The organism is Rhodococcus sp. SB1D, assembly GCF_048573875.1.
Lineage (GTDB): Bacteria > Actinomycetota > Actinomycetes > Mycobacteriales > Mycobacteriaceae > Rhodococcus_F > Rhodococcus_F qingshengii.
In genome coordinates this window covers 1-23,298 of the sequence record NZ_JBMAIQ010000013.1, presented here as the reverse complement: position 1 = coordinate 23,298, position 23,298 = coordinate 1, and the positions used below count along the sequence as shown (strand labels likewise).

26 protein-coding genes are annotated in these 23,298 nt (G+C 62.3%); 10 read left to right on the top strand and 16 right to left on the bottom strand.

Going from position 1 to position 23,298, the window contains the following annotated elements; translation table 11 throughout:
• Positions 1-58: 58 nt before the first annotated feature.
• From rsmA to ACN50D_RS25210, 3 genes are read right to left on the bottom strand one after another with little or no spacing between them, the layout of a single operon-like run.
• The gene (rsmA, locus tag ACN50D_RS25220; RefSeq protein ID WP_003946263.1) at positions 59-958 is read right to left on the bottom strand and encodes a 16S rRNA (adenine(1518)-N(6)/adenine(1519)-N(6))-dimethyltransferase RsmA; all 900 of its coding nucleotides are present in this window, start codon (positions 956-958) and stop codon (positions 59-61) included.
• A 9-nt stretch (positions 959-967) separates the two neighbouring features.
• Positions 968-2,095 (bottom strand): resuscitation-promoting factor, encoded by a 1,128-nt coding sequence (locus ACN50D_RS25215; RefSeq protein WP_211920691.1) that lies wholly within the window; start codon positions 2,093-2,095, stop codon positions 968-970.
• A gap of 31 nt (positions 2,096-2,126) precedes the next feature.
• On the bottom strand, positions 2,127-3,251 hold the full coding sequence (locus ACN50D_RS25210; protein ID WP_125051738.1) for a resuscitation-promoting factor: 1,125 nt from the start codon (positions 3,249-3,251) through the stop codon (positions 2,127-2,129).
• Between the two features lie 236 nt (positions 3,252-3,487).
• On the opposite strand from ACN50D_RS25210, the gene ACN50D_RS25205 reads away from it, so the two are divergent.
• Complete coding sequence (locus ACN50D_RS25205) at positions 3,488-4,936, top strand: amino acid ABC transporter substrate-binding protein/permease (protein WP_003946214.1); 1,449 nt, start codon at positions 3,488-3,490, stop codon at positions 4,934-4,936.
• Positions 4,933-5,700: an amino acid ABC transporter ATP-binding protein gene (locus ACN50D_RS25200; RefSeq protein WP_003946239.1), complete on the top strand. Its 768-nt coding sequence runs from the start codon at positions 4,933-4,935 to the stop codon at positions 5,698-5,700. The genes ACN50D_RS25205 and ACN50D_RS25200 overlap by 4 nt, the downstream gene beginning before the upstream one ends.
• A gap of 36 nt (positions 5,701-5,736) precedes the next feature.
• Here the strand turns inward: ACN50D_RS25200 and ACN50D_RS25195 are convergent, their stop codons facing one another.
• Both ACN50D_RS25195 and ACN50D_RS25190 read right to left on the bottom strand, forming a co-directional pair.
• Positions 5,737-6,126 carry a DUF6578 domain-containing protein gene (locus ACN50D_RS25195; protein ID WP_165639595.1) on the bottom strand — a complete coding sequence of 130 codons (390 nt, stop codon included), beginning with the start codon at positions 6,124-6,126 and terminating at the stop codon, positions 5,737-5,739.
• A 76-nt stretch (positions 6,127-6,202) separates the two neighbouring features.
• Positions 6,203-7,030 (bottom strand): TatD family hydrolase, encoded by an 828-nt coding sequence (locus ACN50D_RS25190; RefSeq protein ID WP_030536315.1) that lies wholly within the window; start codon positions 7,028-7,030, stop codon positions 6,203-6,205.
• Positions 7,031-7,051: 21 nt separating this feature from the next.
• On the opposite strand from ACN50D_RS25190, the gene metG reads away from it, so the two are divergent.
• Both metG and ACN50D_RS25180 read left to right on the top strand, forming a co-directional pair.
• Complete coding sequence (gene metG / locus ACN50D_RS25185) at positions 7,052-8,650, top strand: methionine--tRNA ligase (RefSeq protein WP_003946248.1); 1,599 nt, start codon at positions 7,052-7,054, stop codon at positions 8,648-8,650.
• 81 nt (positions 8,651-8,731) lie between these two features.
• Positions 8,732-9,979 carry a DUF2786 domain-containing protein gene (locus ACN50D_RS25180; RefSeq protein ID WP_202425863.1) on the top strand — a complete coding sequence of 416 codons (1,248 nt, stop codon included), beginning with the start codon at positions 8,732-8,734 and terminating at the stop codon, positions 9,977-9,979.
• Here ACN50D_RS25180 and rsmI read toward each other — a convergent pair.
• A complete protein-coding gene (gene rsmI, locus ACN50D_RS25175) occupies positions 9,976-10,806 on the bottom strand; it encodes a 16S rRNA (cytidine(1402)-2'-O)-methyltransferase (RefSeq protein WP_003946264.1) in 831 nt (276 codons plus the stop codon). The genes ACN50D_RS25180 and rsmI overlap by 4 nt on opposite strands.
• Positions 10,807-10,880: 74 nt before the next feature.
• Between rsmI and ACN50D_RS25170 the strand changes: the two genes are divergently transcribed.
• Positions 10,881-12,389: a dolichyl-phosphate-mannose--protein mannosyltransferase gene (locus ACN50D_RS25170; RefSeq protein ID WP_003946230.1), complete on the top strand. Its 1,509-nt coding sequence runs from the start codon at positions 10,881-10,883 to the stop codon at positions 12,387-12,389.
• A 72-nt stretch (positions 12,390-12,461) separates the two neighbouring features.
• Here ACN50D_RS25170 and ACN50D_RS25165 read toward each other — a convergent pair whose 3' ends face one another.
• From ACN50D_RS25165 to ACN50D_RS25150, 4 genes are all read right to left on the bottom strand, one after another.
• The gene (locus ACN50D_RS25165; RefSeq protein ID WP_211920693.1) at positions 12,462-14,096 is read right to left on the bottom strand and encodes a BCCT family transporter; all 1,635 of its coding nucleotides are present in this window, start codon (positions 14,094-14,096) and stop codon (positions 12,462-12,464) included.
• Between the two features lie 84 nt (positions 14,097-14,180).
• Positions 14,181-14,612: a DoxX family protein gene (locus tag ACN50D_RS25160; protein WP_003946228.1), complete on the bottom strand. Its 432-nt coding sequence runs from the start codon at positions 14,610-14,612 to the stop codon at positions 14,181-14,183.
• 48 nt (positions 14,613-14,660) lie between these two features.
• A complete protein-coding gene (locus tag ACN50D_RS25155; RefSeq protein WP_003946225.1) occupies positions 14,661-15,020 on the bottom strand; it encodes a GntR family transcriptional regulator in 360 nt (119 codons plus the stop codon).
• Between the two features lie 42 nt (positions 15,021-15,062).
• The gene (locus ACN50D_RS25150) at positions 15,063-15,746 is read right to left on the bottom strand and encodes an SDR family oxidoreductase (protein ID WP_003946268.1); all 684 of its coding nucleotides are present in this window, start codon (positions 15,744-15,746) and stop codon (positions 15,063-15,065) included.
• A gap of 94 nt (positions 15,747-15,840) precedes the next feature.
• On the opposite strand from ACN50D_RS25150, the gene arsC reads away from it, so the two are divergent.
• On the top strand, positions 15,841-16,194 hold the full coding sequence (gene arsC / locus ACN50D_RS25145; protein WP_003946209.1) for an arsenate reductase (glutaredoxin): 354 nt from the start codon (positions 15,841-15,843) through the stop codon (positions 16,192-16,194).
• Positions 16,195-16,207: 13 nt separating this feature from the next.
• Here the strand turns inward: arsC and arcA are convergent, their stop codons facing one another.
• Positions 16,208-17,425 carry an arginine deiminase gene (gene arcA / locus ACN50D_RS25140; RefSeq protein WP_158170053.1) on the bottom strand — a complete coding sequence of 406 codons (1,218 nt, stop codon included), beginning with the start codon at positions 17,423-17,425 and terminating at the stop codon, positions 16,208-16,210.
• Positions 17,426-17,524: 99 nt separating this feature from the next.
• Here arcA and ACN50D_RS25135 point away from each other — a divergent pair, with 99 nt between their 5' ends.
• Together ACN50D_RS25135 and soxR are read left to right on the top strand one after the other, a co-directional pair.
• Entirely contained in the window at positions 17,525-18,013 is a 489-nt protein-coding gene (locus ACN50D_RS25135) for an FABP family protein (RefSeq protein ID WP_003946270.1), read from the top strand.
• A 5-nt stretch (positions 18,014-18,018) separates the two neighbouring features.
• Positions 18,019-18,498: a redox-sensitive transcriptional activator SoxR gene (gene soxR, locus ACN50D_RS25130; RefSeq protein ID WP_003946250.1), complete on the top strand. Its 480-nt coding sequence runs from the start codon at positions 18,019-18,021 to the stop codon at positions 18,496-18,498.
• On the opposite strand, the gene ACN50D_RS25125 is transcribed toward soxR, so the two are convergent.
• From ACN50D_RS25125 to ACN50D_RS25115, 3 genes are all read right to left on the bottom strand, one after another.
• On the bottom strand, positions 18,484-18,966 hold the full coding sequence (locus ACN50D_RS25125; protein ID WP_030536322.1) for a DUF2505 domain-containing protein: 483 nt from the start codon (positions 18,964-18,966) through the stop codon (positions 18,484-18,486). The two genes, soxR and ACN50D_RS25125, sit on opposite strands and share 15 nt — an antisense overlap.
• Positions 18,967-19,014: 48 nt before the next feature.
• A complete protein-coding gene (locus ACN50D_RS25120) occupies positions 19,015-19,860 on the bottom strand; it encodes an SDR family oxidoreductase (RefSeq protein WP_007729029.1) in 846 nt (281 codons plus the stop codon).
• 145 nt (positions 19,861-20,005) lie between these two features.
• Positions 20,006-20,161 carry a hypothetical protein gene (locus tag ACN50D_RS25115; protein ID WP_003946253.1) on the bottom strand — a complete coding sequence of 52 codons (156 nt, stop codon included), beginning with the start codon at positions 20,159-20,161 and terminating at the stop codon, positions 20,006-20,008.
• 479 nt (positions 20,162-20,640) lie between these two features.
• Between ACN50D_RS25115 and ACN50D_RS25110 the strand changes: the two genes are divergently transcribed.
• Entirely contained in the window at positions 20,641-21,057 is a 417-nt protein-coding gene (locus tag ACN50D_RS25110) for a helix-turn-helix domain-containing protein (RefSeq protein ID WP_003946231.1), read from the top strand.
• 60 nt (positions 21,058-21,117) lie between these two features.
• Here ACN50D_RS25110 and ACN50D_RS25105 read toward each other — a convergent pair whose 3' ends face one another.
• Positions 21,118-22,119, bottom strand: coding sequence for a hypothetical protein (locus ACN50D_RS25105; RefSeq protein WP_007729031.1), 1,002 nt, complete (start codon positions 22,117-22,119; stop codon positions 21,118-21,120).
• Positions 22,116-22,616, bottom strand: a complete 501-nt coding sequence (locus tag ACN50D_RS25100) for an ImmA/IrrE family metallo-endopeptidase (protein ID WP_003946241.1) — start codon at positions 22,614-22,616, stop codon at positions 22,116-22,118. Before ACN50D_RS25100 ends, ACN50D_RS25105 begins: the two co-directional genes overlap by 4 nt.
• Before the next feature lie 178 nt (positions 22,617-22,794).
• Between ACN50D_RS25100 and ACN50D_RS25095 the strand changes: the two genes are divergently transcribed.
• On the top strand, positions 22,795-23,298 hold a 504-nt coding region (locus ACN50D_RS25095; protein ID WP_419970242.1), incomplete at its 3' end, for a hypothetical protein.

Sequence of the window (23,298 nt, the reverse complement as noted above, 5' to 3'; positions counted from 1 at the left end):
GGGGGCAAGCCCCTGTGCGCGGTTAGGGAGTCCCTGCACTCCTTAACCGCGCACGGGACTATTCGCCTCCAGCCAGCCGAACGAAGGCTGCTGCGTCGAGCATCTCACCACGCGTCTGTGGCTCGATGCCGGCAGCGAGGAGCCGTCGTTCGGCCTCGGCAGGCGAACCTGCCCAACCGCTGAGAGCGGCACGCAAAGTCTTGCGGCGCTGTGCGAACGCGGCGTCGATCGCCGCAAAAACCTGCTTGCGGTGCTTCTCGTCCATCGGCCACGGCGGCTCCGCGTACCGATCGATACGAACCAGTCCTGATTCGACCTTCGGCACCGGCCAGAACACGTTGCGTCCGACGGCACCGGCGCGGCGAACCTCGCCGAAGAAGTTGGCCTTGACGCTGGGAACGCCGTAGATCTTGCTTCCCGGATCAGCCGCCAGGCGATCGGCAACCTCGGCTTGCACCATCACGAGTGCGGTCCGCAGACTCGGAAGCGACGCGAACAGGTGCAACAGCACCGGCACCGCGACGTTGTACGGCAGGTTCGCGACAAGCGCGGTCGGCTCGCCGGGAATCTGCGAAGGCAACACACGCATCGCGTCGGCTTCGACGACGGTCAGGCGATCGGCCAGTTCCGGCGCTCGCTCGGCCACCGTCTTCGGCAGGCGAGCCGCGAGGTTGGGATCGATCTCGACCGCGATGACCCGATCGACCACGTCCATCAGCGCCATCGTCAGCGAACCGAGACCAGGCCCTACCTCGAGAACGACGTCGTCACGTGTCACGCCTGCCGTGGTGACGATGCGCCTCACGGTATTGGCGTCGTGAACGAAGTTCTGCCCCAACTGTTTCGTGGGCCGGACACCGAATTCCTCGGCAAGAGCGCGCACCTCGACCGGACCGAGCAGGGCTGCCTGCCCGCGCGGAGTAGCGATGGGTTCGTTCGATTGTTCGGCGTCTGACACCAGTAGAACTTATCCCAGTCCGAGGCGACCCGAGCACGACGGCCATGCGCCCCAGCCCTGAGTGCGCTGGGTCTGTGTCGCAATCGCGATCTGTTCTTCACGGGTGGCGAGGTCGGCGCGGGGCGCATACTTCAACCCGCCCTGTCGTTCCCAGGTGTTCTGATCGAACTGCACGCCGCCGTAGAAACCGTTGCCGGTGTTGATGGCCCAGTTACCGGTGGCCTCGCACTGTGCGAGCGCATCCCACGTCGAACCGTTCTCCACGGGCGGCACCTCGGTGCCCGGCTTCGTTCCGACACGCACGACCTTCGGCTGCGCCGGTGTGGTGATCGTCTCCGCGACCTGGGTACGTCCGGCTTCGACACCGTTGACGAGATTCACGGCGAACGTCACGTCACGCACACCGGGCACGCCCGGGTTCTCGACGATCGTGCGACTCTGGTTCATCGTCGGGTCCTCGATGCGCTGATCCGGCGGATCGAGCGGCAAGGTCTCGACCTTGTTCTCGGTGCGGTTGCGCGTCACCGTGACCTCCAGGCCCTCGGTCAGTGGAGCGTCGGCGGCGGGAACCACCGTGTCCGACTGCTCGAGCGGAGTGCCGTTGGCGGTAAGGAACTCCCCGACCGTCGGCGCCGCGATACGCACGTCTGCTGCCGCGTTTGCGCCGTCGACCAGTTTTGCGACGACCGGTGTCAGCACGTCGAGCGCGGCGCCGTCCAGCGGAAGACGCTGCGAGCGCGAAGCCGACACGTGCACATCCGCCGCGACGTCCAACTGCTTCAACGCGTCGTCGACGGTCAAGGCTGTGGTCCAGAGCTTCTGCGGCTGACCGTCGACCGTCAGCGTGATCTCACGGGCACGACGGAGCACCACGGTGTCGCGGTCGGACAGCGAAGCGTCGGCCGCGGGAGCAACTGCATCCTTGTCACCGATCGGGTAACCCGCGTCCTCGAGAGCGCCGTCGACGTTGGTCGACATGGTGCTCAGGCGAATCTGCTCACCGTCGACATCGAGAGTGATGGTCTTGTGCCGGACGACGGCCAGAACACCACCCACGAGAACCGTCAGGAGAAGAGCGGCGATCGCCGAGTACAACAACGGCGACCTGGTCGAGTTGATCTTGGCGAACGGTGACATCGGTTCCTGTGTTCTGTGAGGTGTGAGCGCGTCAGCGCAGGCCCAATTTGCTGGTGCAGGACGGCCAAGCACCCCAGCCCTGACCGGCGCGGACCTTCTCGCCGATCGCGATCTGCTGTTCACGTGATGCGAGATCGGCGCGAGCTGCGTACTGACCGCCGCCGAATGCTTCCCAGGTGCTCTGGGTGAACTGAAGTCCTCCGTAGAAACCGTTGCCGGTGTTGATGGCCCAGTTTCCGGTCGCCTCGCACTGAGCAATGGCATCCCACGTCGACGCGTTGGACACAGCGGGAGCGGAAGCCTGCTTGGTACCGACCTTCACCACTGCTGCGACCGGTTCCTTGATCACGGTCGCGGACAGTTCCGTGCGTCCGGCCTCGACACCGTTGACGGTCTTGACCTCGACGGTGGCCGTGCGCTCACCCGGAACACCCGGGTTCTCGACGACGGTCTTGTCCTTCTCGAGCTCGGGATCTTCGACCTTGTTCTCCGGCGGCGCGATCGGCTGCGTCTCGACGCGAGTGTCCGTGCGGTCGCGAGTGACCTGGATGGTCAGGCCGTTGGTAACGGGTGTGTCGGCGGCGGGAACCACCGAGTCGGCCTGCTCGAGCGGCGCATTCTTGGCCGCGAGAAGATCACCGACGGTCACGGCGGCGAGCTTGACCTCCGCCGCGGGAGCGCCACCGTCGCTGACGCTGACGGTCTTCGGGCTGACGACGTCGAGCTCGGTCCGTTCGAGCGGCAGACGATGCGAGCGCGAAGCCGAGACTGCGAAGTCGTCGGAAACATCTACCTGCTTCAATGCCTCGTCGACCGTCAATGCGGTGGTCCAGATGGTGGTCGGCTGACCGTCGACGGTCAGAGCCAACTCACGGGCACGGCGCAGTACGACGGTATCGCCATCGGACAGGGAGGAATCGGCACTGGGTGCGAGCGCGTCCTTGGGATCGACCGGGTATCCGGCGTCCTCGAGAGCGGTACCGACGCTGCTCGACATCGTGGACAGCGAAATCATGTCGCCGTCGACGTCGAGGGTGATCGTCTTGTGCCGAACCACGGCGAGCGCACCCCCGACGATGAGCGTCAGAAGCAACGCACCCACCACTGAATAGAGAAGTGGTGACTTCGTGGAGTTGATCTTGGCAAAAGGCGACACAGGAAATCCCAAGGCAGACGACGTTCGATCACAATACGGTAACGACCGAGCGTTGTATCGGCAACCAAATCACAACGAAATGCGACTTTTGTCACGGAACGGCAACGGCGTGTCGTGTGTTCTGCACTTTCCGGCTCCGATACCCGTGTATCGATTCAGCTCTGGGCGCAGTATGTTCTCGTCTGGTTCAAAGCAGTCCGGCGATCCCGGGCGCGACAGAAGAAAGCTGGGCGATAGTGCGAAGAAGATTCGACAGACCACGTAATGCCAGGTGGCCGATCCTGGCCATCCTGCTGGCGCTGATCGCAGCGCTGTTCGCCCCCGGAATCGCGAGCGCGCAACCCGGCCGCACCTACACGATCGCCACCGATCTGACATTCGCCCCGTTCGAATTCGAGAACGAAGACGGCAAACTCGTCGGCATCGACATCGACCTGCTCAATGCGATCGCCGAGGACCAAGGCTTCAAGGTCGACATCAAGCAGCTCGGCTTCGACGCGGCCCTTCAGGCCGTGCAGGCCGGGCAGGCGGACGGCGTCATCGCGGGCATGTCCATCACCGACGCCCGCAAGCAGGTGTTCGACTTCTCCGACCCGTACTTCGAGTCGGGCGTGCAGATGGCGGTCCTCGAGACCGACAACGACGTGAAGTCGTACGAGGATCTGAGGGGCAAGCGCGTCGCCGTCAAGAACGGCACCGAGGGCGCCAGCTTCGCCGAGTCCATCAAGGACCAATACGGCTTCACCACAGTCTATTTCGCCGACTCCGCCAGCATGTACGACGAGGTCCGCACCGGGAACTCCGTCGCAGTCTTCGACGACTACCCCGTCCTCGCCTACGGCATCACACAGGGCAACGGCCTCAAGACGGTCACCGAAAAAGAGGTGGGCGCGAGCTACGGCTTCGCAGTCAACAAGGGCCAGAACGCCGAACTGCTCCAGATGTTCAACGCCGGACTGCAGAACCTGCGCGACGACGGCCAGTACGACGAAATCGTCTCGACCTACCTCGGTCAGGGCGCGTCGACGTCGGACAACTCCATCATCGGCTTGATCAAGAGCACCTACCCGCAGCTTCTCAAGGGCCTGTGGTTGACGATCGTTCTCTCCGTCGTCTCGATCGCGATCGCTCTGGTCCTAGGCGCGATCTTCGGTCTCTGCCGCGTGTCCACCAACATGTTCGTCCGAGGTATAGGCACAACCTACGTCGACATCTTCCGCGGCACACCGCTGTTGGTGCAGGCATTCTTCATCTACTTCGGCATCCCGGCAGCCCTGCATTTCCAGATGTCCGCCTTCACCGCAGGCATCATCACGCTCTCGCTCAACGCCGGCGCGTACATGGCTGAAATCGTCCGCGGCGGCATCCTGTCCGTCGACAAGGGACAGATGGAGGCGTCACGAAGCCTGGGCATCAGCTACATGAAGTCGATGCGAAAAGTCATCATGCCGCAGGCAATTCGCACGATGATCCCGTCGTACATCAACCAGTTCGTGATCACCCTCAAGGACACGTCGATCCTGTCGGTCATCGGACTCGCCGAGCTCACTCAGACAGGGCGCATCATCATCGCGCGCAACTTCCAGTCGTTCAACATGTGGCTGATCATCGGCGTCATGTACTTCATCATCATCATGGCGCTCACCAAGCTGTCGAACCGCCTCGAGAAGAGGATCAACAAGTGACCGAAACAGCCGTCAACATGGGCAAGTCCGCCACCGAGGTCAAGATTTCGGTCAAGGGACTGAAGAAGTCGTTCGGCGACAACGAGGTCCTCAAGGGCCTGGACGTCGACATCAAGAGCGGTGAAGTGGTCTGCGTCATCGGGCCTTCAGGTTCCGGCAAGTCGACCTTCCTGCGTTGCCTCAACCGCCTCGAAGACATCACCGCCGGATCTGTGCGCGTCGACCAGTTCGACCTCACGAACAAGGATGTCGACATCGACAAGGTGCGCCAGCACATCGGGATGGTGTTCCAGCACTTCAACCTGTTCCCCCACATGAGCGTCGTCGAAAACGTGATGCTCGCTCCGGTGCAGACCGGGCGATCGACCAAGGAGCAAGCTCGCGAGATCGCCGTCAAACTGCTCGGCCAGGTCGGTCTCGCGGAGAAGGCAGATGCCAAGCCCGCCAGCCTGTCCGGTGGGCAGAAGCAGCGCGTTGCCATCGCCCGCGCACTCGCGATGAGTCCGGACATCATGCTCTTCGACGAGGCCACCAGCGCCCTCGACCCCGAAATGGTGGGTGAGGTTCTGCAGGTGCTGCGCGACCTCGCCAAGCAGGGCATGACCATGGTCGTCGTGACCCACGAGATGGGCTTCGCCCGTGAGGTTTCCGACCGAGTCATCTTCATGGCCGACGGATACATCGTCGAAGAAGGTAAGCCGGAGAGTCTGTTCGGCAACCCCCAGCAGCAGCGCACCCAGGACTTCCTGGCGAAGGTTCTCTAGGGGCAAGCCCCCTGTGCGCCTTTTTGGTAGTGGGGACTACCGGAAAGGCGCACGGGTGGTGGCCAATTCGACGACAACGGCCGTCTCCATCCAGCCACGACGACCGGCAACCAGCGACGACATGCCGCGAAAAGACCGTGGGACCTTCTCGACTCGAACGTGATCGGTGCTCCCAGGTACCAATACCCAGTGCCTGGGTTCTTGTTCGACAAACTCGCCGCGCTCGAGTCGGATCGAGAGAACGATCCCGGCCGTAGGTTCCACGTCGTCGGGATAGATTCCTCCATGAACCGTCCCGTCGAACCACAGCGACTCACGTGTGGGGTGCAAAGCCCACGCAGATTTTTCGCCGACCACCGGCAACGGTGCACAGCACTCGAATTCCCACGTTTCGATGCGGACTGTGACCACGTTGTAGTCATTCATCTGAATACTCCGCGCAGTAGACGAACCGGGACACGACCGTCCCGGGCGCGGAGTTACCTGTCAGACCACCATAGCGTCAGAGCTTGTAGACGCGCTCCGCTGTCGCCGTGGACGCTGCTGCCAGCGCCTGCGGATCCTCACCGCGGATGTCTGCGAGCGCGCGCACTGTGTACGGCAGGCAGTACGACTCGTTGGGCGCACCGCGGAACGGGTGCGGCGTCAAGAACGGCGCATCCGTCTCGACGATCAGTTGATCCGACGGCACCAACAGCGCGGCCTCACGCAGCGCCTTCGCATTCTTGAAACTCACGGTTCCCGAGAAACTCAACACGTAGCCCGCGTCGATGCACGCACGGGCCATCTCCGAATCCGAGGAGAAGCAATGGAACACCACGGTCTCCGGCGCGCCTTCCTCGTGCAGCACCCGCAGCAGGTCCTCATCGGCTTCGCGATTGTGAATCATCAGCGTCTTGCCGAGACGCTTCGCGAGGTCGATGTGCCACCGGAAACCGTCGACCTGCTCCTCGATGGTGGCGCACCCTTCGAGCTTGCCTGGCCAGTAGAGATCCAGCCCGGTCTCCCCCACCGCGACGACCCGCGGATCGGACGCCAACCGTTCTATCTCGGCTCTGGTGTCGACATCGAGGACGTTCGCCCTGGTCGGATGGATTGCGACGGCTGCGTAAACCCTCGAATCCCAGTTCGCAGCGTCGACGGCAAAGCGTGCGGCATCAAGGTCGTCGGCCACCGTGACGACCCGTCCGACGCCGACGGCTTCGGCCCGATCGACAATTTCGGCCACGGTCGCAGCGTCGTGCGCACCACAGGCGTCGAGGTGCGTATGTGCGTCGATCAGAGGCGACAAGGGCTCAGGGGCATCGGGGGCGGGACGGTCTTTGCTCACGCCCGATAGAGTAAGCCCACCATGACTGTGCCTGCCTCACCCTCCCAGACCCCGCGCCCGGACTCCGCTGCCCCGGAAGGCGCGGAACGATCGCCGTTCTACATCACGACAGCGATCGCGTATCCCAACGGCGCTCCGCACATCGGCCACGCGTACGAGTACATCTCCTCGGACGCGCTCGCCCGTTTCAAGCGGTTGGACGGTCATGAAGTGTTCTTCATGACCGGCACCGACGAGCACGGTCTGAAGATGCAGCAGACAGCGATCAAAGAGGGCATCGACGTCCGCGAACTCGCGGCTCGGAACTCCGACGTGTTCCAGAACCTCGACAAGGTCCTGAACATCTCGTACGACCGGTTCATCCGCACCACCGACGCCGACCATCAGGTCGCCAGCAAGGCGATCTGGGAAAAGATGGCCGCATCGGGCGACATCTACCTCGACACCTACTCGGGGTGGTATTCGGTTCGTGACGAGGCCTTCTACACCGAAGCCGAGACCACGCTCCTGGACGACGGCACCCGTCAGTCGACGGAGACCGGCACTCCGGTGGAGTGGACCGAGGAGTCCAACTACACTTTCCGTCTCTCGGCCTACGAGGACCGTTTGCTTGCTCTGTACGAAGAGCATCCCGAGTTCATCGCACCCGCGACTCGTCGCAACGAGATCGTCAGCTTCGTCAAGGGCGGCCTCAAGGACCTGTCGATCTCGCGCACCACGTTCGACTGGGGCGTCGAGGTTCCCGGAGACCCCGACCACGTCATGTACGTCTGGGTCGACGCCCTCACCAACTACCTGACCGGCGTGGGTTACCCGAACGTCGACTCGGCGGAGTTCGAGAAGTTCTGGCCCGCGAGCCTGCACATCATCGGCAAGGACATCACGCGTTTCCATACCGTGTACTGGCCGGCGTTCCTCATGTCTGCCGGCATCGAACTGCCGGAGCGGGTCTTCGTCCACGGGTTCTTGTACAACAAGGGCGAGAAGATGTCGAAGTCGGTCGGCAACGTCGTCGACCCCATCGCGATGGTCGATCAGTACGGCCTCGACGCGGTCCGCTTCTTCCTGCTCCGCGAGATCTCGTACGGCCAGGACGGCAGCTACAGCCACGAAGCAATCGTGACGCGTATGAACGCAGACCTGTCCAATGAACTGGGCAACCTCGCGCAGCGTTCACTGACGATGGTCGCGAAGAACTGCGATGCCCAGGTACCGACCCCCGGCGAGTTCACCGAGGACGACCTGGCGATGCTGGCGTCGGCGGATGCCCTGCTTGCCAAGTGCCGCAGCGAGTTCGACGTGCAGGCGCTGCATCTCGCACTGGAAGCCATCTGGGGCGTTCTCGGCGAGACCAACCGGTACTTCTCCAAGCAGGAACCGTGGGTTCTGCGCAAGACGGATCCGGCACGCATGGCGACGGTACTGTACGTGACGCTCGAAGTGGTCCGTATCGTCGGGCTTCTCGTTCAGCCGGTGATGCCCGACGCGGCGTCACGCATCCTCGATCTGCTTGGCCAGAGCGAAGAGAACCGGCAGTTCGCCGACATTGCGGTTCGCATCGACGCGAACCGGAAACTGCCTGCTCCGGCGCCAGTTTTCCCCCGCTTCGTCGAGGAATGAGCTAAGCGAGAGTGCCGCACGTGGGGTCCGAGATATCCGGTTACAGGCGGATGTGTCGGACCCCACGTGCACACTCCAGCCATGACGACGAATAGAACATACATTCGAACCAGCGCTTCGGCGCAGACACTGCCATGGAACGGAGCGCGGGTGTCCACTCAGGAGGTCAGCCCTCAATCCGTTTCCGCGGTGCGAGATCTCGTTTCCGAACTGTCCGCGGCGTACGACCGCGGATGGCAGCCGGCGGATCTGATTCATCTGGCGCGTCGAAGCAAAGAAGCGTCCGACGCCGATCTCGCCGCCACCACCATCCTGTTCGACGCGAAGGCGTCGCGCGCCTCCGATCGCGCTCCGCTCGAATGGGTGGGGCAGTTGCAGACAATCGGCGAGCAGTATCCGAAGTCTCGGCACATCGCTTCTCGAATCACCGTGGACGACGACGTTTTTCGCTCCCTCGCGGCCGGCCTTCTGTTCCAGGATCCCTACTTCCTCGTTTCGCAGATCGTCGACGTCGCGCGATCGTGGATGCGCCTACCTCAGTGGACGGTGTTGCTCGCGCCACCATCCACCTGGCCGTCGCAACGCACCGATACCAGCTATGCCGGCGTCGGCGATACCGAGGTCGACGCCAAGGTACTCAAGCGAATTCGTGGACTACTCGCCAAAGCGGAAGCAACCAACTTCGCGGAAGAAGCCGAGATTTTCACCGCGAAGGCCCAGGAGTTGATGACCCGGTACGCCATCGACTCCGCACTGCTCCACAGTCGCGCCGGGGTCACCGACACATCCGTCAATGCCCGACGCATTCACATCGAGAACCCGTACGTGAAGGAAAAGGTTCACCTCCTGACCGAGATCGGCGAATCGAATCGAGTCAGGACTGTCTGGTTCAGCGACATTGCACTCGCGACCGTCGTCGGCACTCCGGTCGACCTTCAGCAAGTCGACATGCTGTTCACTTCCCTGCTCGTACAGGCAACCCGTGCAATGCAATTCGCCGACTCGAGCAATCGTGGCGGCTCACGCACCACCTCGTTCCGCAAGGGATTCCTGGCCGGGTTCGCCAGCCGCATCGGACACCGCCTGCGTGACGCCGGCACCAAGGCCACCGCCGAAGCGGCCGACGCGGCATCGATGGACGTCGCGGATCTTCTGCCGATCCTCGCCACCACATCCGAGGCCGTCGACGCCGAATTCGATCGATTGTTCCCGACAACCCGCAAGACTCGCGGACGGTCCGTGGACGCCGAAGGCTGGCACGCCGGCCAGGCTGCAGCCGACGACGCCAACCTGCGTCCCGGCGCACCCGCCGTGAACCGCTCCCGCTAGTCCTTTCGAGCGGCCAGGACCGTCTCGTACAACTCACGCTTGGAGACTCCGGCCGTTGCGACCAGAGCACACGCGTCCTTCAATCGTGCTCCCCCCTCGACCAGCCTTTCCACCTCGTCGACCAGATCGGCAGGATCAGATGCCACCAGCACTGCGCCTTCGAGCACCACCGTGATCTCACCGCGAACGCCCTCGGCGGCCCAAGCAGCTAACTCCCCGAGAGTGCCGCGCTTCACTTCCTCGTAGGTCTTGGTCAATTCCCGGCACACAGCCGCGCGGCGATTCGGCCCGAGCACTTCCACCGCATCTGCGAGGCAGTCGGCAAGGCGATGAGGCGCTTCGAAGAACACACACGCTCGCTGCTCGGTTGCCAAGGCAGAGAGCCACGTCTTGCGCTGCCCCTGCTTACGCGGCGGGAACCCGTCGAAGCAGAACCGCTCGACGGGCAATCCGGAGAGTGCCAGCGCCGTCGTCACCGCCGACGGACCGGGCAAGCACGTGACGGCGAGGTTCTCGGCTACGCAGGCGGCGACAAGGCGATATCCGGGATCGCTGACCGACGGCATGCCCGCGTCCGTGACCAGCAGGACGGTCTTGCCTTCGGCGACGTCGGCGACCAGCGCGGGCAGCCGGGAAATCTCGACCTGATCGTAGAAACTGACGATCTTCCCGGTGATGGTTACCTCGAGCGCGGACGCCAGAGACTTGGTGCGTCGTGTGTCCTCCGCAGCAACGACGTCGGCGGTTGCGAGAGCAGACCGAAGACGCGGAGACGCGTCACCGACATCTCCCATGGGTGTTGCGGCGAGTACCAAGCGACCAGTCATACCTGACAGCCTACGATTGCCAGGTGACTGTGCAGACGGACGAGCGGCCAACGCCCGCCACGAGCGATCGGGTAATGCGTAGTCCCGGCCCGCTGGTACCGGATCCTGATTTCGGCCCGACCGACAGATTGCGCGGCTGGATCGTCACCGCTTTCGTCACCGCTATCGCGGCGATCACACGCTTCACGATGCTCGCCTACCCGACCGACGCCGGCACACCTGTCTTCGACGAGAAGCACTACGTTCCGCAGGGCTGGCAAGTTCTGACCGGTGGCGGCATCGAAGACAATCCCGGTTACGGATTGGTGGTACACCCGCCCATCGGTAAGCAGATGATCGCGATCGGCGAAGCACTCTTCGGTTACAACGGTTGGGGGTGGCGATTCTCGTCGGCCCTGGTCGGGACACTGATGGTCCTGCTGATCATCCGGATCGTGCGCCGCATGACGCGCTCCACGCTGATCGGCGCGATTGCCGGAATCCTGCTCATCGTCGACGGCGTCACCTTCGTCTCCTCACGCCTGGGGATGCTCGACATCTTCCTGGCTTTCTTCGTCCTCGCTGCTCTCGGATGCCTGGTGGTCGATCGCGACCAAGTCCGCGAACGGATGGCGAAGGTATACGAAGAGGGCCGAATCGGCGACTCTGCCTGGGGTCCGCGGCTGGGTTTCCGGTGGTGGAGGTTCGGCGCCGGCATCCTGCTCGGCCTGGCCTGCGGAACAAAGTGGTCCGGCATGTACTTCATTCTGTTCTTCGGATTGCTCAGTGTTGCCTTCGACCTGTCAGCGCGCCGCGCCTACCGCGTGCAGCGCCCATGGGTCGGCACTGCAGTTCGCGACATCGGGCCGGCTCTGTATGCGTTGGTGATCATTCCGCTCGGTGTGTACCTCGCGAGCTACTGGGCCTGGTTCACCAGCGAGACCGGCGTCGACCGTCACGCCGTCGGTAACGAGATCGGTGAGGGCGGCACATGGAGCTTCATTCCCTCCGCGCTGCGCTCACTCTGGTACTACAGCGGAAACGTTCTCCAGTTCCACGCCGGTCTGACCAACTCCGCCGGAAACCACCACCCGTGGGAGTCGAAACCGTGGACGTGGCCGATGGGGCTACGACCGATGCTCTACTACTACGCCGACGGCGAGCAGGTCACCGGTTGCGGGGCCGCCAGCTGCGTCAAGGCCGTGATGCTGATCGGCACACCGGCGATGTGGTGGCTGGCCCTACCGATGTTGGCGTGGGCGATCTGGCAGACGTTCGTGCGCAGGGACTGGCGATACGCCGTGGTCCTGACGGGCTACGGTGCCGCTTACCTCCCGTGGTTCGCGACGCTCGACCGCCAGATGTACTACTTCTACGCAGTAGCACTCGCCCCGTTCATGGTCATGGGATTTGCGCTGGTCCTCGGCGATGTACTGGGCAAGGCGAGCGCGTCCGTCGAGCGTCGTACCACCGGACTTCTGGCAGTCAGTCTGTACATCGGTCTGGTCGTGGCCAACTTCGTCTACCTCTGGCCGATACTCACCGCCATGCCGATCACGCCGGAATCGTGGCAGAACCATCTGTGGTTGCCCAGCTGGAAATAACCGGACGACAAAAGGGGCACCGAACCGCAGTTCGGTGCCCCTTCACGGTTCAAGTCCTACTCCGCTCAAGTCCTACTCCACTGACTTACCCGCACGGCGTCCTCGGCGCGGGCGTAGGAGAGCACGTTTCTGCTCCTTCGCCGCAATGATGATCGGGTCGTGCGAAAGATCCTTGTACAGCGAGAAGCATAATCCGATCATGACCAGCACGAACGGCGCCGCAGCGATTATCGTCATGGTCTGCAAGCCGTCGAGCGCTTCGGAACCACCGGTCCACAGCAGAAGCGCCGCGACGCCACCGGTCAACATGCCCCAGAACACCACGACCCAGCGACTCGGTTCGAGCGTTCCGCGCTGCGAGAGCGTCCCCATCACCATCGACGCAGCGTCGGCGCCGGAGACGAAGAACACTGCGACGAGCAGCATGACCAGGACAGTCGTCACTCCGGCCAACGGCAGATTGTCGAGCATGCCGAACAGTTGAGCCTCTTCCGAGCCTCGGCCGGACAAGCCGATTCCGTCGCGTTCCTCGCCGATGCCTGCGCCGCCGAAGATCGCGAACCAGAGCAAGCTGACAGTCGTGGGAACGGCGATGACGCCGACGATGAACTGGCGGATCGTGCGGCCGCGGCTGATGCGGGCCAGGAACATGCCGACGAACGGCGTCCAGGACACCCACCATGCCCAGTAGAAGATCGTCCACGACGAAAGCCACGCGCCGGTTTCAGGATTCGACGATGCACCCGTGCGGGCCGACATCTGGGCGAGGTCGGAAACGTATGCACCAATGGTCGTCGGGAGCAGATTGAGAATCAGCACGGTCGGCCCGAGAACGAACACGAACAGGGCCAAGATCAGCGCTAGCACCATGTTGATGTTGGAGAGCCACTGAATTCCCTTGGCCACACCGGAAACTGCCGAAGCGACGAACGCCAGGGTCAGCACCGCAACGATGGCCACGAGCAGGAATACGCCGGCTTCTTCCATCCAGCCGACTACCTCGAAACCGGAGCCGATCTGAAGTGCGCCGAGCCCCAAAGATGCTGCGGTGCCGAAAAGTGTCGCAAAGATTGCCAGGATGTCGATGACCTTGCCGATCGGCCCTTCGGCTTTGCGACCGAGCAACGGGATGAAGGCCGAACTGAACAGTTGCTTGCGTCCTCGGCGATACGACCCGTACGCAATGGCAAGGCCCACAACGGCATACATCGCCCAAGGATGAAGACCCCAGTGAAACATGGTGGTAGCCATGGCAGTTCCGACGCCACCGTCGGTGCCGGGAGGCGGAGTCACGTAGTGCGCAAGCGGTTCCGCGACACCGAAGAACATCAGGCCGATGCCCATGCCGGCGCTGAACATCATGGCGATCCAGCTGACGGTTCGGAACTCGGGCTTCTCACCGTCTTTGCCCAGCGGAATGTCGCCGAATCGACTGACAGCGAGGTAGATGGAAAACAGCACGAAAGCCGAAGCTGCGAGTACGAAGAGCCAGCCGATGTTCGTCACCAACCAGCCGAGAACACTTCCGGTTACCGAGTTCAGGTTGTCGGGAGCTACGAGACCCCACACGACAATAGCCAGCACCGCTGCGGCCGCCACGGAAAACACCACGTAGTCGGTCCGAACGCCTACCCGAGTAAAGCCCGTCTCCGGGCGCTCTTCGTTGGCCCCGGAATCTTGTTCGGATCGATCAGATTTCGTCACCATAGATGACTACGTTCGTCACTTTGTGGGCCAAAAGCAAGCTGGAAGGCGGGCTCAACAGCCGTCGAACCCGCCTTCTCACCCCGATCAAGCTGGGGTTTTAACCCAACCGTTGCCCTTGCCGATCAATCCGTCGATGCTGATGCGTCCTGCGCCGATAACAGCGATCAAGAGCGAACCGACACCGAGTGCGACGACGAGTTCATAGCCGCCGTTGTCTATGAAGACGCCCTTGTCGGCGTGCACGATGAAGAACGCGCCGACCATGTCGAGGAACAGCAGTGCGCCGACGAGAGGGGTCAACAGACCCGCGATGAGCAGGATGCCGCCACCGAGTTCGATGGATGCTGCCAGAACTGCAGAAATCTTGGGGAGCGGGGCGCCCATCCCTTCGAATGCGGCCTGCGTTCCGGCGATCTTGTAGGTGAAGAACTTCTGCCAACCGTGGGCGATGAAGATGATCCCGAGGCCGACACGGGCGATGAGGAGTCCGAGGTCACGAGCAATCGACGAATTCATGAGCCAAGACTGACAGCTTTAAGTTGAAGCGTCAACTCAATCAATGTGTCACGCACCTCTCAATGCCGACTCCACCATGGCGACGATCTCAGTGTCGGAGTACCCGAGCGAGCGGACCTTATGCGCAAACGCGGTCGCCGCCTGCTCCGCCTGCGCCTGCACCGGATCGGTCCCCGAAGCGATGAACGTCCCTTGCTTTCCCCTCGTCTCGATCACGCCCTGATCGCTGAGCGCGCGATAAGCCTTCGCGACGGTGTTGGCCGCCAATCCCAGCTCCGAGGCCAATGCACGCACCGTCGGGATCTTGGTTCCCGCAATCAATCCGCCGCCGTGAACCTGCTCGATAATCTGTTGCCGCAGTTGGTCGTACGGAGCTGTGGAGGAATCGTGTTCGATCGCGATCTTCATCGTCACCCTCGTCGTATCTTCTCGGTCACAGCATCTTCTCTCTCACAAACCCTCGATCGCTTCGCGGATCGTATGCGGGCCGGAGGTCAGAACCAATATCTTGCCGACACTGGACGGCGCGTCGATGAGCGCTTCGATCACTGCGGCGACATCTGCACGAGGCACAGAGCCTCGATCGACGGGCGGCTCTGCAAGAAGGACTTCACCGGTGGGGTCGTCGTCTGTCAGAAGGCCTGGCCGAAGAATCGTCCAATCCAGCGAAGTCCTTGTCTTCAGGTCTTCCTCTGCTGCAGTCTTCGCCCGCAGGTAGGCGGCAAAAACCTCGTCGGTGTTCTCCGGTATTTCGTCACCAGCACCCATGGCGCTGATCTGTATGAACCGACGCACTCCCGCTTTCTCGGCGGCATCGGCCAATAGCACCGCCGCAGCTCGGTCTACGGAGTCCTTCCGCTCGATCGAGCTACCAGGTCCGGCGCCCGCGGCGAAGACCGCGACGTCGGCACCGTCGAGTACCTTCGCAACTTCCTCGACCGTGGAGGATTCCAGATCGATCACCACGGGGAACGCGCCGAGTGTGCGGACCGCACCCTCGTGCGCGGAGTTGCGGATCAGCGCTACCGGCCGATCACCATGTCCTGCCAGCAGGTACGTCAGGTGCTGCGCGATCTTGCCGTGCCCACCGGCAATGACCACGCGCCGTTCGTCCACACTTCGATGTTCCGTCATCGTTTTCTCCTCACAAGTCGGTACTTCAAGTGCAGCGCGCCGGAGGTGTCCGTTGTTCCCCTGTTTGTCCCACGAGTTCGGACACAGAGGCAGAATGACGGACATGGCATCTGCAACCATCTTCCACAATCAACGGTGCAACACGTCGCGGACTGTTCTCGGACTTATCCGCGACGCCGGCATCGAACCGACCATTGTGAAGTACCTCGATACTCCGCCTACCCGATCCGAGCTGGAAAAACTCCTCGCCGACGCCGGCCTCGAGCCCAGCCAAGCCGTTCGCAAGCGCGAAACGCAGTACAAGGAACTCGGGCTCGCCGATGCATCCGAATCCGAGATCCTCGACGCGATGATCGAGCACCCGATTCTGATCGAACGCCCGTTCGTGGTCACCGACAAAGGCACCGTCCTCGCGCGGCCTGCAGCCAAGGTGGAAGAAATTCTCTGACAGCGTCGACGGCTTACAGCGGATCGCGGGCGATCGGGCAGGACATGCACCGAGGACCACCTCGGCCGGACCCCAGTTCCGAACCCGCGATTCGCAAAACCTCGATACCCGAGGCCTCCAGCCTGGCGTTCGTTTCGACGTTGCGCTCGTAAGCGACGACGACGCCAGGCTCGACGGCGAGGGTGTTGTTTCCGTCGTCCCACTGCTCACGCTCGGCAGTCACCGTGTCGAGTCCGGTGTCGATCACACGCAGTTTTCCGATTCCCATGGCGTCGGCCGCCGCTTCGAGGAACGGCGTCGCACCGCGAATACTCACCCCGTCGTCTTCCTTGCGCAGAGTGAACGCCGCCAGGGTGTCCTGAATGGCCGGATACATGACGACCGCGTCGGCCTCGACCATGGTGCAGACCGTGTCGAGATGCATCGACGCTCGGCGTTGCTCGATCGGAACAACCAACACCGTGTGGGCGAGGCCGTCGTCGAACACGCTACGCGCCAATGCTTCTGCTCCGGCGGGTGACGTACGTTCACCGACACCGATTGCGATCACCCCCGGCGCGAGAAGCAGCACGTCACCTCCCTCGACAGGAGCCGTGTGCGACTCGTACGCGCGGCGCACGCCTTTGAATCGAGGGTGATGCGCGTAGACGAGATCCGTTATCGAGGATTCGCGAGCTCGCGCTGACAACGCCAAGGACGTGATGACGACCCGTGGCCCGACCCAGAACGACGAATCACGGGTGAAGAGCAAGTTGGGCAACGGGTCGATCACGAAGTCACCGCCGTGATGCATCCTGCGCACCAACGAGGTCGAGTCGGCATCGATCGGCAATTCGTCGAACGTCATTCCTGCAGTAAGGATCGACGAAAGCTCCTTCGGCTCCACCTTTCGCAGGTAGGCGGCCAGGTGTTGCCCGAGCGCGTGGCCGATCTTGCGTGCGTCGACGGCGGCCGCGATTCCCTGGATCCTCGCTGCGCCACTGACCTCGAGCGCCTCGGTGAGGAGATCGGACAAAAGCAGTACCTCGACGCCGCGCTCACGAAGGACGGTCGCAAACTGATCGTGTTCTTCCTGCGCGCGGTCCACCCACGGCAACGCGTCGAACAGCAGCTCGTCGTTGTTGCGCGGAGTCAATCGTTTCAACTCGTCGCCAGGACGATGAAGAATGACCGATCGCAATCGGCCCACCTCGGAATCGACACCGAGGGGGACCGAGCCAGAAGCGTTCATGAGTGAACACTAATCCCGTAGGCCCCACCCAGCAGGGATAAGCAGCTGTCGTACCGGTCCGCGTAACGTCTGATCCGACGCAGGCGAGAGGACCAGGCAATGAGTAGTACGGATCAGGCGGCGCTGAACGGCGCCGGAATCGAGAGGTTCACCGGGCGCTGGGTCGGCGCTGGAGCCGGACATTTCCCCACCATCGACGACTTCGAGTACTCCGAGGAGATCGAGTTCGCGCCCACCCCGAAACCGTTTCTCACCTACTCGTCGCGCACTCGTGGGCTCCCCGACGGACGACCGCTTCACATGGAATCGGGATACCTGCGCCCAACACCGGGTGGTGAGCTCGAATTGCTGGTCAGCCAGCCCACCGGATTCGTCGAGATCCATCGCGGCACCCTCGACTCCGAAGGCACTCTCGCCTTGACCCGTCTCACGCTCGCAGCATCGCCCGACGCAAAACCGGTTCACGACGTCCGGCGAGTCATGCGCGTTCAGGGCGACACGCTGACATACGACTTGTGGATGGCGCACGGTGACACCCCGCTGACGCATCATCTCCACGCCACCCTCCACCGCGCGACGGACCGGTAGTCGCCATGGAGATGCCGTCGTGGAAGGCAAAGGAACTCACGCCCGGCCAGCTCTCCGAGCGCAGCGGTGTCGCCGTCTCTGCCCTGCATTTCTACGAACGAGAAGGCCTCATCGTCAGTCGCCGGACCAGTGGAAACCAGCGCCGATACCAACGAGACACGCTTCGACGCGTCGCCTTCATCAGAATCTCGCAACGCGTCGGCATTCCGCTGTCGGAAATCAGAGAGGCCCTCGGCACACTTCCTGAAGGCCGTACCCCGAACCGCGCAGATTGGGAAAGATTGTCGACCGGGTGGCGGCGCCACCTCGATCTACGCATCGAGCAACTGGAACGTCTACGGGACAACCTCACCGGTTGCATCGGTTGCGGGTGCCTCTCGTTGGAGGGGTGCGCCCTCGCCAACCCGCACGATCAACTCGCATCCGCCGGCCCGGGTGCGCGCGTTCTGGAAGTAGATTTCGGTGCAGGCTCAGGCGAGAAATGACTCGACGGCGTCCCGATCGCGCCCCAACAAGTCCTCGACGGTCTTCTTCAGCAACTTCTCGATCTGGCCGCCGATGATCGGCATCTTCACCTCAGCCGTTCCGTCGACGACCAACCGCGTGCAGGACTCGGCGGCGGTGAGATCGAGCGTCGTCTCGATTCGGATCGGCAGTCCCCGCGCGATTCCGGTGACCGACCCTGCTGCACGCCCGTCCGACAGAGGTCCCCACCGATCGACCCGTTTCAGACCGAGCCGACTCGGCGCAACCTTGGCGACCAGGCTCGGGAGGGAGGCGGAGTCGATTTCCTCGGACACGGATACTTCGATCGATCCGTCTCGAACTTCGATGTCCGAGGTGGCATAAAGGTCTCCGAGTCTGCCTTTCCAATAATTCGGGTCGGTCAAAGTTCGATGCACGTCGTCGATCGGATATTTGAATTCGATATCGAAGTGAAAACTCTTCGGCATGACTTTGGTCCCTATTCGACTAGATAAAAGTCCCGGCGGAGTTAACGCTCATCGCTTGAGCAATTTACTGAACTGGTCGTTCGCTTTTTGCATCACGAACTCGTAAGGCAGGGCGAATTTGCGCGCCCACCAGTATCCGAATCGGATGTCATTGGACGTATATACGAGGTACGTATTCTTCTCGATTCCCCGCAGAATGCACGACGCCACCTTCTCCGGGGAGACAGCACGCGCCTCGAACCGGTGCGTGAGTTTTTCGACCCGCGGGTCGTTCCTGTCGATACCCGCTATTTCCACGGTTCCCACCAATGGCGTCTTCACCCCACCCGGCACAACCAGACTGACCCCGATTCCGTGCCGCTTCAGATCGAATCGCAGCACCTCGGACACCCCGCGAAGGCCGAACTTGCTCGCACTGTAGGCGGCGTGCCACGGCAGGGCCAAAAGTCCGGCAGCCGAAGACACGTTGACCAGGTGTCCACCCTTGCCGGCACGAATCATGGGTGGAACAAACGTCTCCATGACATGGATCGGCCCCATCAGGTTGACGTCCACCATGGACTTCCAATGCCGATGTTCGAGGTTCTCGATAGTTCCCCACGCTGAAATGCCGGCGATATTCATGACGACATCCATCGAAGAAAATTGAGTGTGAATCTCGGTACCGAATTTCACGACCTCGTCGTAGTCCGAGATATCGAGTGCCTTCGCCATGCTGACCGTGCCGCCGCCGGCGCCGACCATCGCGACCGTCTCTTCCAATCCGACGCTGTTGATATCGGTGAGAAACAATTCGGCGCCGACCTCTGATGCACGCAGCGCAGTTGCACGTCCAATTCCACTACCGGCGCCGGTGATCAGGCATTTCTTGCCGTCGAGCGACCTTACAGACATGGATGAACACTCCCCCGCACTCGTACTGTGGACATGCGGGAAAGTCTACGCACGCACGATGCGGCCGCCCTGAAACACGCAAGACGACCTGGGGGGCACGGCCGCACTCCGCGCAAACACCGCACAGAGACGACCGCAGCGAGCACTAGAGACGCTGCATCATCTGCTCTTGATAGCCCTTGACCGTACGGTCGAGTTCTTCCGCCGCTACATCGTCCCCACGCTTGCGTGCGTCGTGGGCTCGATCCTGAATTTCACGGATTGCGCGGCGCAATTCATCATCGCTCATCGTGTGTTTCATGTCACAATTCTGCACCCACTCGGAGGGTTTAGCTAGCACAGATCGCAATCCGGCAAACCGTTCAAGGTTCAACCCGGAGGTGATCCGCATGACATCGCAACCAGCCACCCTGATCGCGACCCCAAACCTTCAAACATCGCTTGAACTGCAGTTTTTCAATCGAAATAGTTGTGAAAAACCAGGCTAACGCATAGCTAATATCGCCAAAACGGGTAAAAGGTTTGATATTGGGCAGATTGGCCAAGTACTGGAAGGTTCGAATAGCGCAGTCGTAGCTGCACATTTCCGTGTGGCGGAAACTCAATGTGCGCTGAGACATAGCTGAGCACTCATTGGGCGGACGAATCGAATCTCGGACACATTTGACAACTAGTCCACTAAACAGACTACGGTGAGCTACCGATCGGTTATCCGCGTGATACCGTAGGATTCACTGAACGGACAATTGCTAGCTAGAGAGGATTACGGGGCGGTTCACAATGGCTGACTTTGCAGAACGATTGAACAAACTGTTCGACAGTGTTCATCCTCCGGGGCGCAAACCCCATACCAACGCCGAGGTTGCGGCAGCGCTCATCGAAGACGGCCATCAGATCTCCAAGCCGTACATCTCGCAGCTCCGCTCGGGACAGCGCACCAACCCCTCAGACGAGACAGTCGCAGCCTTCGCCCGGTTCTTCAAGGTGAAGCCCGACTACTTCTTCAACGACATCTACGCAGCCAAGATCGATCACGATCTCGAACTGCTCTCACAGCTCCAAGGCTACGGGCTTCGCCGCCTCTCGAGCCGTGCATTCGACCTCTCGGAAGAATCGCAGAATCTACTCACCACGATGGCTGAAAAGCTCCGCGCGAGTGAAGGTTTGCCAGAGGTTCCGCCTGACGCGTCACGCTGATGTGACCGTGCTGAAGCACTGACTCGATCTCGAGCACTGCAATGACATGGAGTAGGTCGACTACGAACGTCGACCTACTTTTGTCGTTTCATCGAGTTCTTTCGCCAACAACAACACCCAGCGGCGCGCCGACATCTTCTCAGGAGGCGCAATCCACCTGGTGTCCAACACATCCGAGGCCAAGGGATCGGCGATCCACCCCGCCAAAATCCCCGCGTGTGCAGTGACGGCCCGCGGCGGTTCCTGACCACCGACGTCGAACATCCCGGCGCCGGACTGGATGTACATCGCATCCATGATCTGCGCGATCATGTCCGATGCCCGCAGCACAGACGTACTCCCGGCGCTGTCCGCGTCGACTACCTCGGGGAATCGCTTGACGAGAAGCGCGTGCATCCGCCGCAGCCGGTACAGATCTCGTCGCGCACGTAACCAGGTCTCGAGAAGCACCCACGTGATGCCCAGCGCAATCAGAACACTCGAGGCAGCGATGAACCACACCCCTGGGCCCGTCCAGATATCCGATTCGAGTGCGCCGGTGCCACCGATCGATTCGACAAGCATCACGACGACCACGACGAGCAGGATCGACGAACCGGTCACGATCAACGCGATTCCGCGCCCCAACGGCGCCCACGCAACGTGCCGTAGCCCCGTCGAAATGACAAGGGACAGAGCGACGATGATAAAGATCAGAGCCGGCGCCGGGTAGCCGAAGAGAACCGCGATCGCCACCAGGAGCCCCACCGAGTACAGCACGGTGGCGAGGCCGCGCATAGCCGGACGTGACATCACCGGCCACGCAGACACGGCGCCGACTGCACTGGCCGCAGACAACGCTGTCCACAAGACGATGACGATCATCGCGGCGGCATGCTGGTCCGGCGCAATGCGATCGACGATGTCCCATACCGCCGGCACCATGACCGTCGACGACAATGCGACCGAGAAGCCTGCAAAGACCATCGACATTCGCAACGGCGTCGCGGTGCGCGCGACAACTCGACCCAGTCTCGCGCCGGCTGCAACCCAGACGAGAAGGGCCACAGCCCAAAAGATCATCCGATCGCCTCGTCGTACCGCAACACCGACAGCGGTGTCCCACGGCCACTCATCGTTCGCAGACGCATGATCAACATCGACGCGAACGTCTCGGCTTCCCACTCCGCGATGTCGTCCATCGGCACGGGTTCGTTGCGCCGCAGAGAACGTTGACTCAACATGTAGGCGATCAAATCGTCACTGACCTCGAGCGTCGCCTCGGCGATCTCGGCACCCTCGTGGCGAAACACTATGTGCCCCAACTCATGTGCCAGAGTCCGCTCGACATTGGGTAGTCCGGGAGCCAAAACGATGACGTCGTGGTCGTCGTAGGCCCGGCGCTGACCGCACACTCCGGTGGCGAGAGGGGTTTCCAGATCGATCTCGATCGGGCGCCCACGCTCGCGGGCGACTGTCTGCACCACCGTCAGCAGTGACACTGCCTCCGACGACGCTGCTGCGTCGCATACGGCATCCACCGCGGCCAGAACGCGGCGATGTGAACGTCTGTCCGGCACGACTCACGCACCTCCCTGTGATCCGGGTGCCAGGAATTCGGCACGCGCGGCAGCCAATCGCGCCTTCTGCAGCGATGCTCCGCGGAAAGTCAGTGCTCCCGCACCGGCCGCTACCACTGCCATTCCGCCTACACCGCCGGCGACGGCGGCGGCGTTGAGAATCGGCGGAAGCCCTTGAGTGAACGCCGTCGGAAATGCCTGCGGGTTGTCAGTCGGAGCCGCGACGTTCGGAACGTTCGACGGTACCTGCGGAGCTACGGGTGCGGGTGCGGCCAGAACCTCGGGTGCGGAAGGGGCTGCGACTGCGCCCGGCGCAGCGTTTGCCGGTCCACCGGCAGAGGGTGCAGGCGCTCCGCCGCCCGCTGACGGTCCCTGCGGATCAGACGGTCCAGCCGGCGGAGCCGCTACCGCGGACGACTGCTCGGAACTCGGCTGCGATTCGGAAGGAGACTGTGTCTCGGAGGGTGCTTGGCTCGAAGGACTCTCGGTCTGCGAAGTTGCGTTGGTCGCAGAAGTTGCGTTGGTCGCGGGGGAAGCGCTGCTGCTCGGACGTTGCGACGCCGAAGGGTTGGTCGTGGGCTCAGTCGTGGTCGTGGGCTCAGTCGTCGTGGGCTCAGTCGTCGTGGGCTCAGTCGTGGTCGGCTCAGTCGTCGTGGGCTCAGTCGTCGTCGGCTCAGTCGTG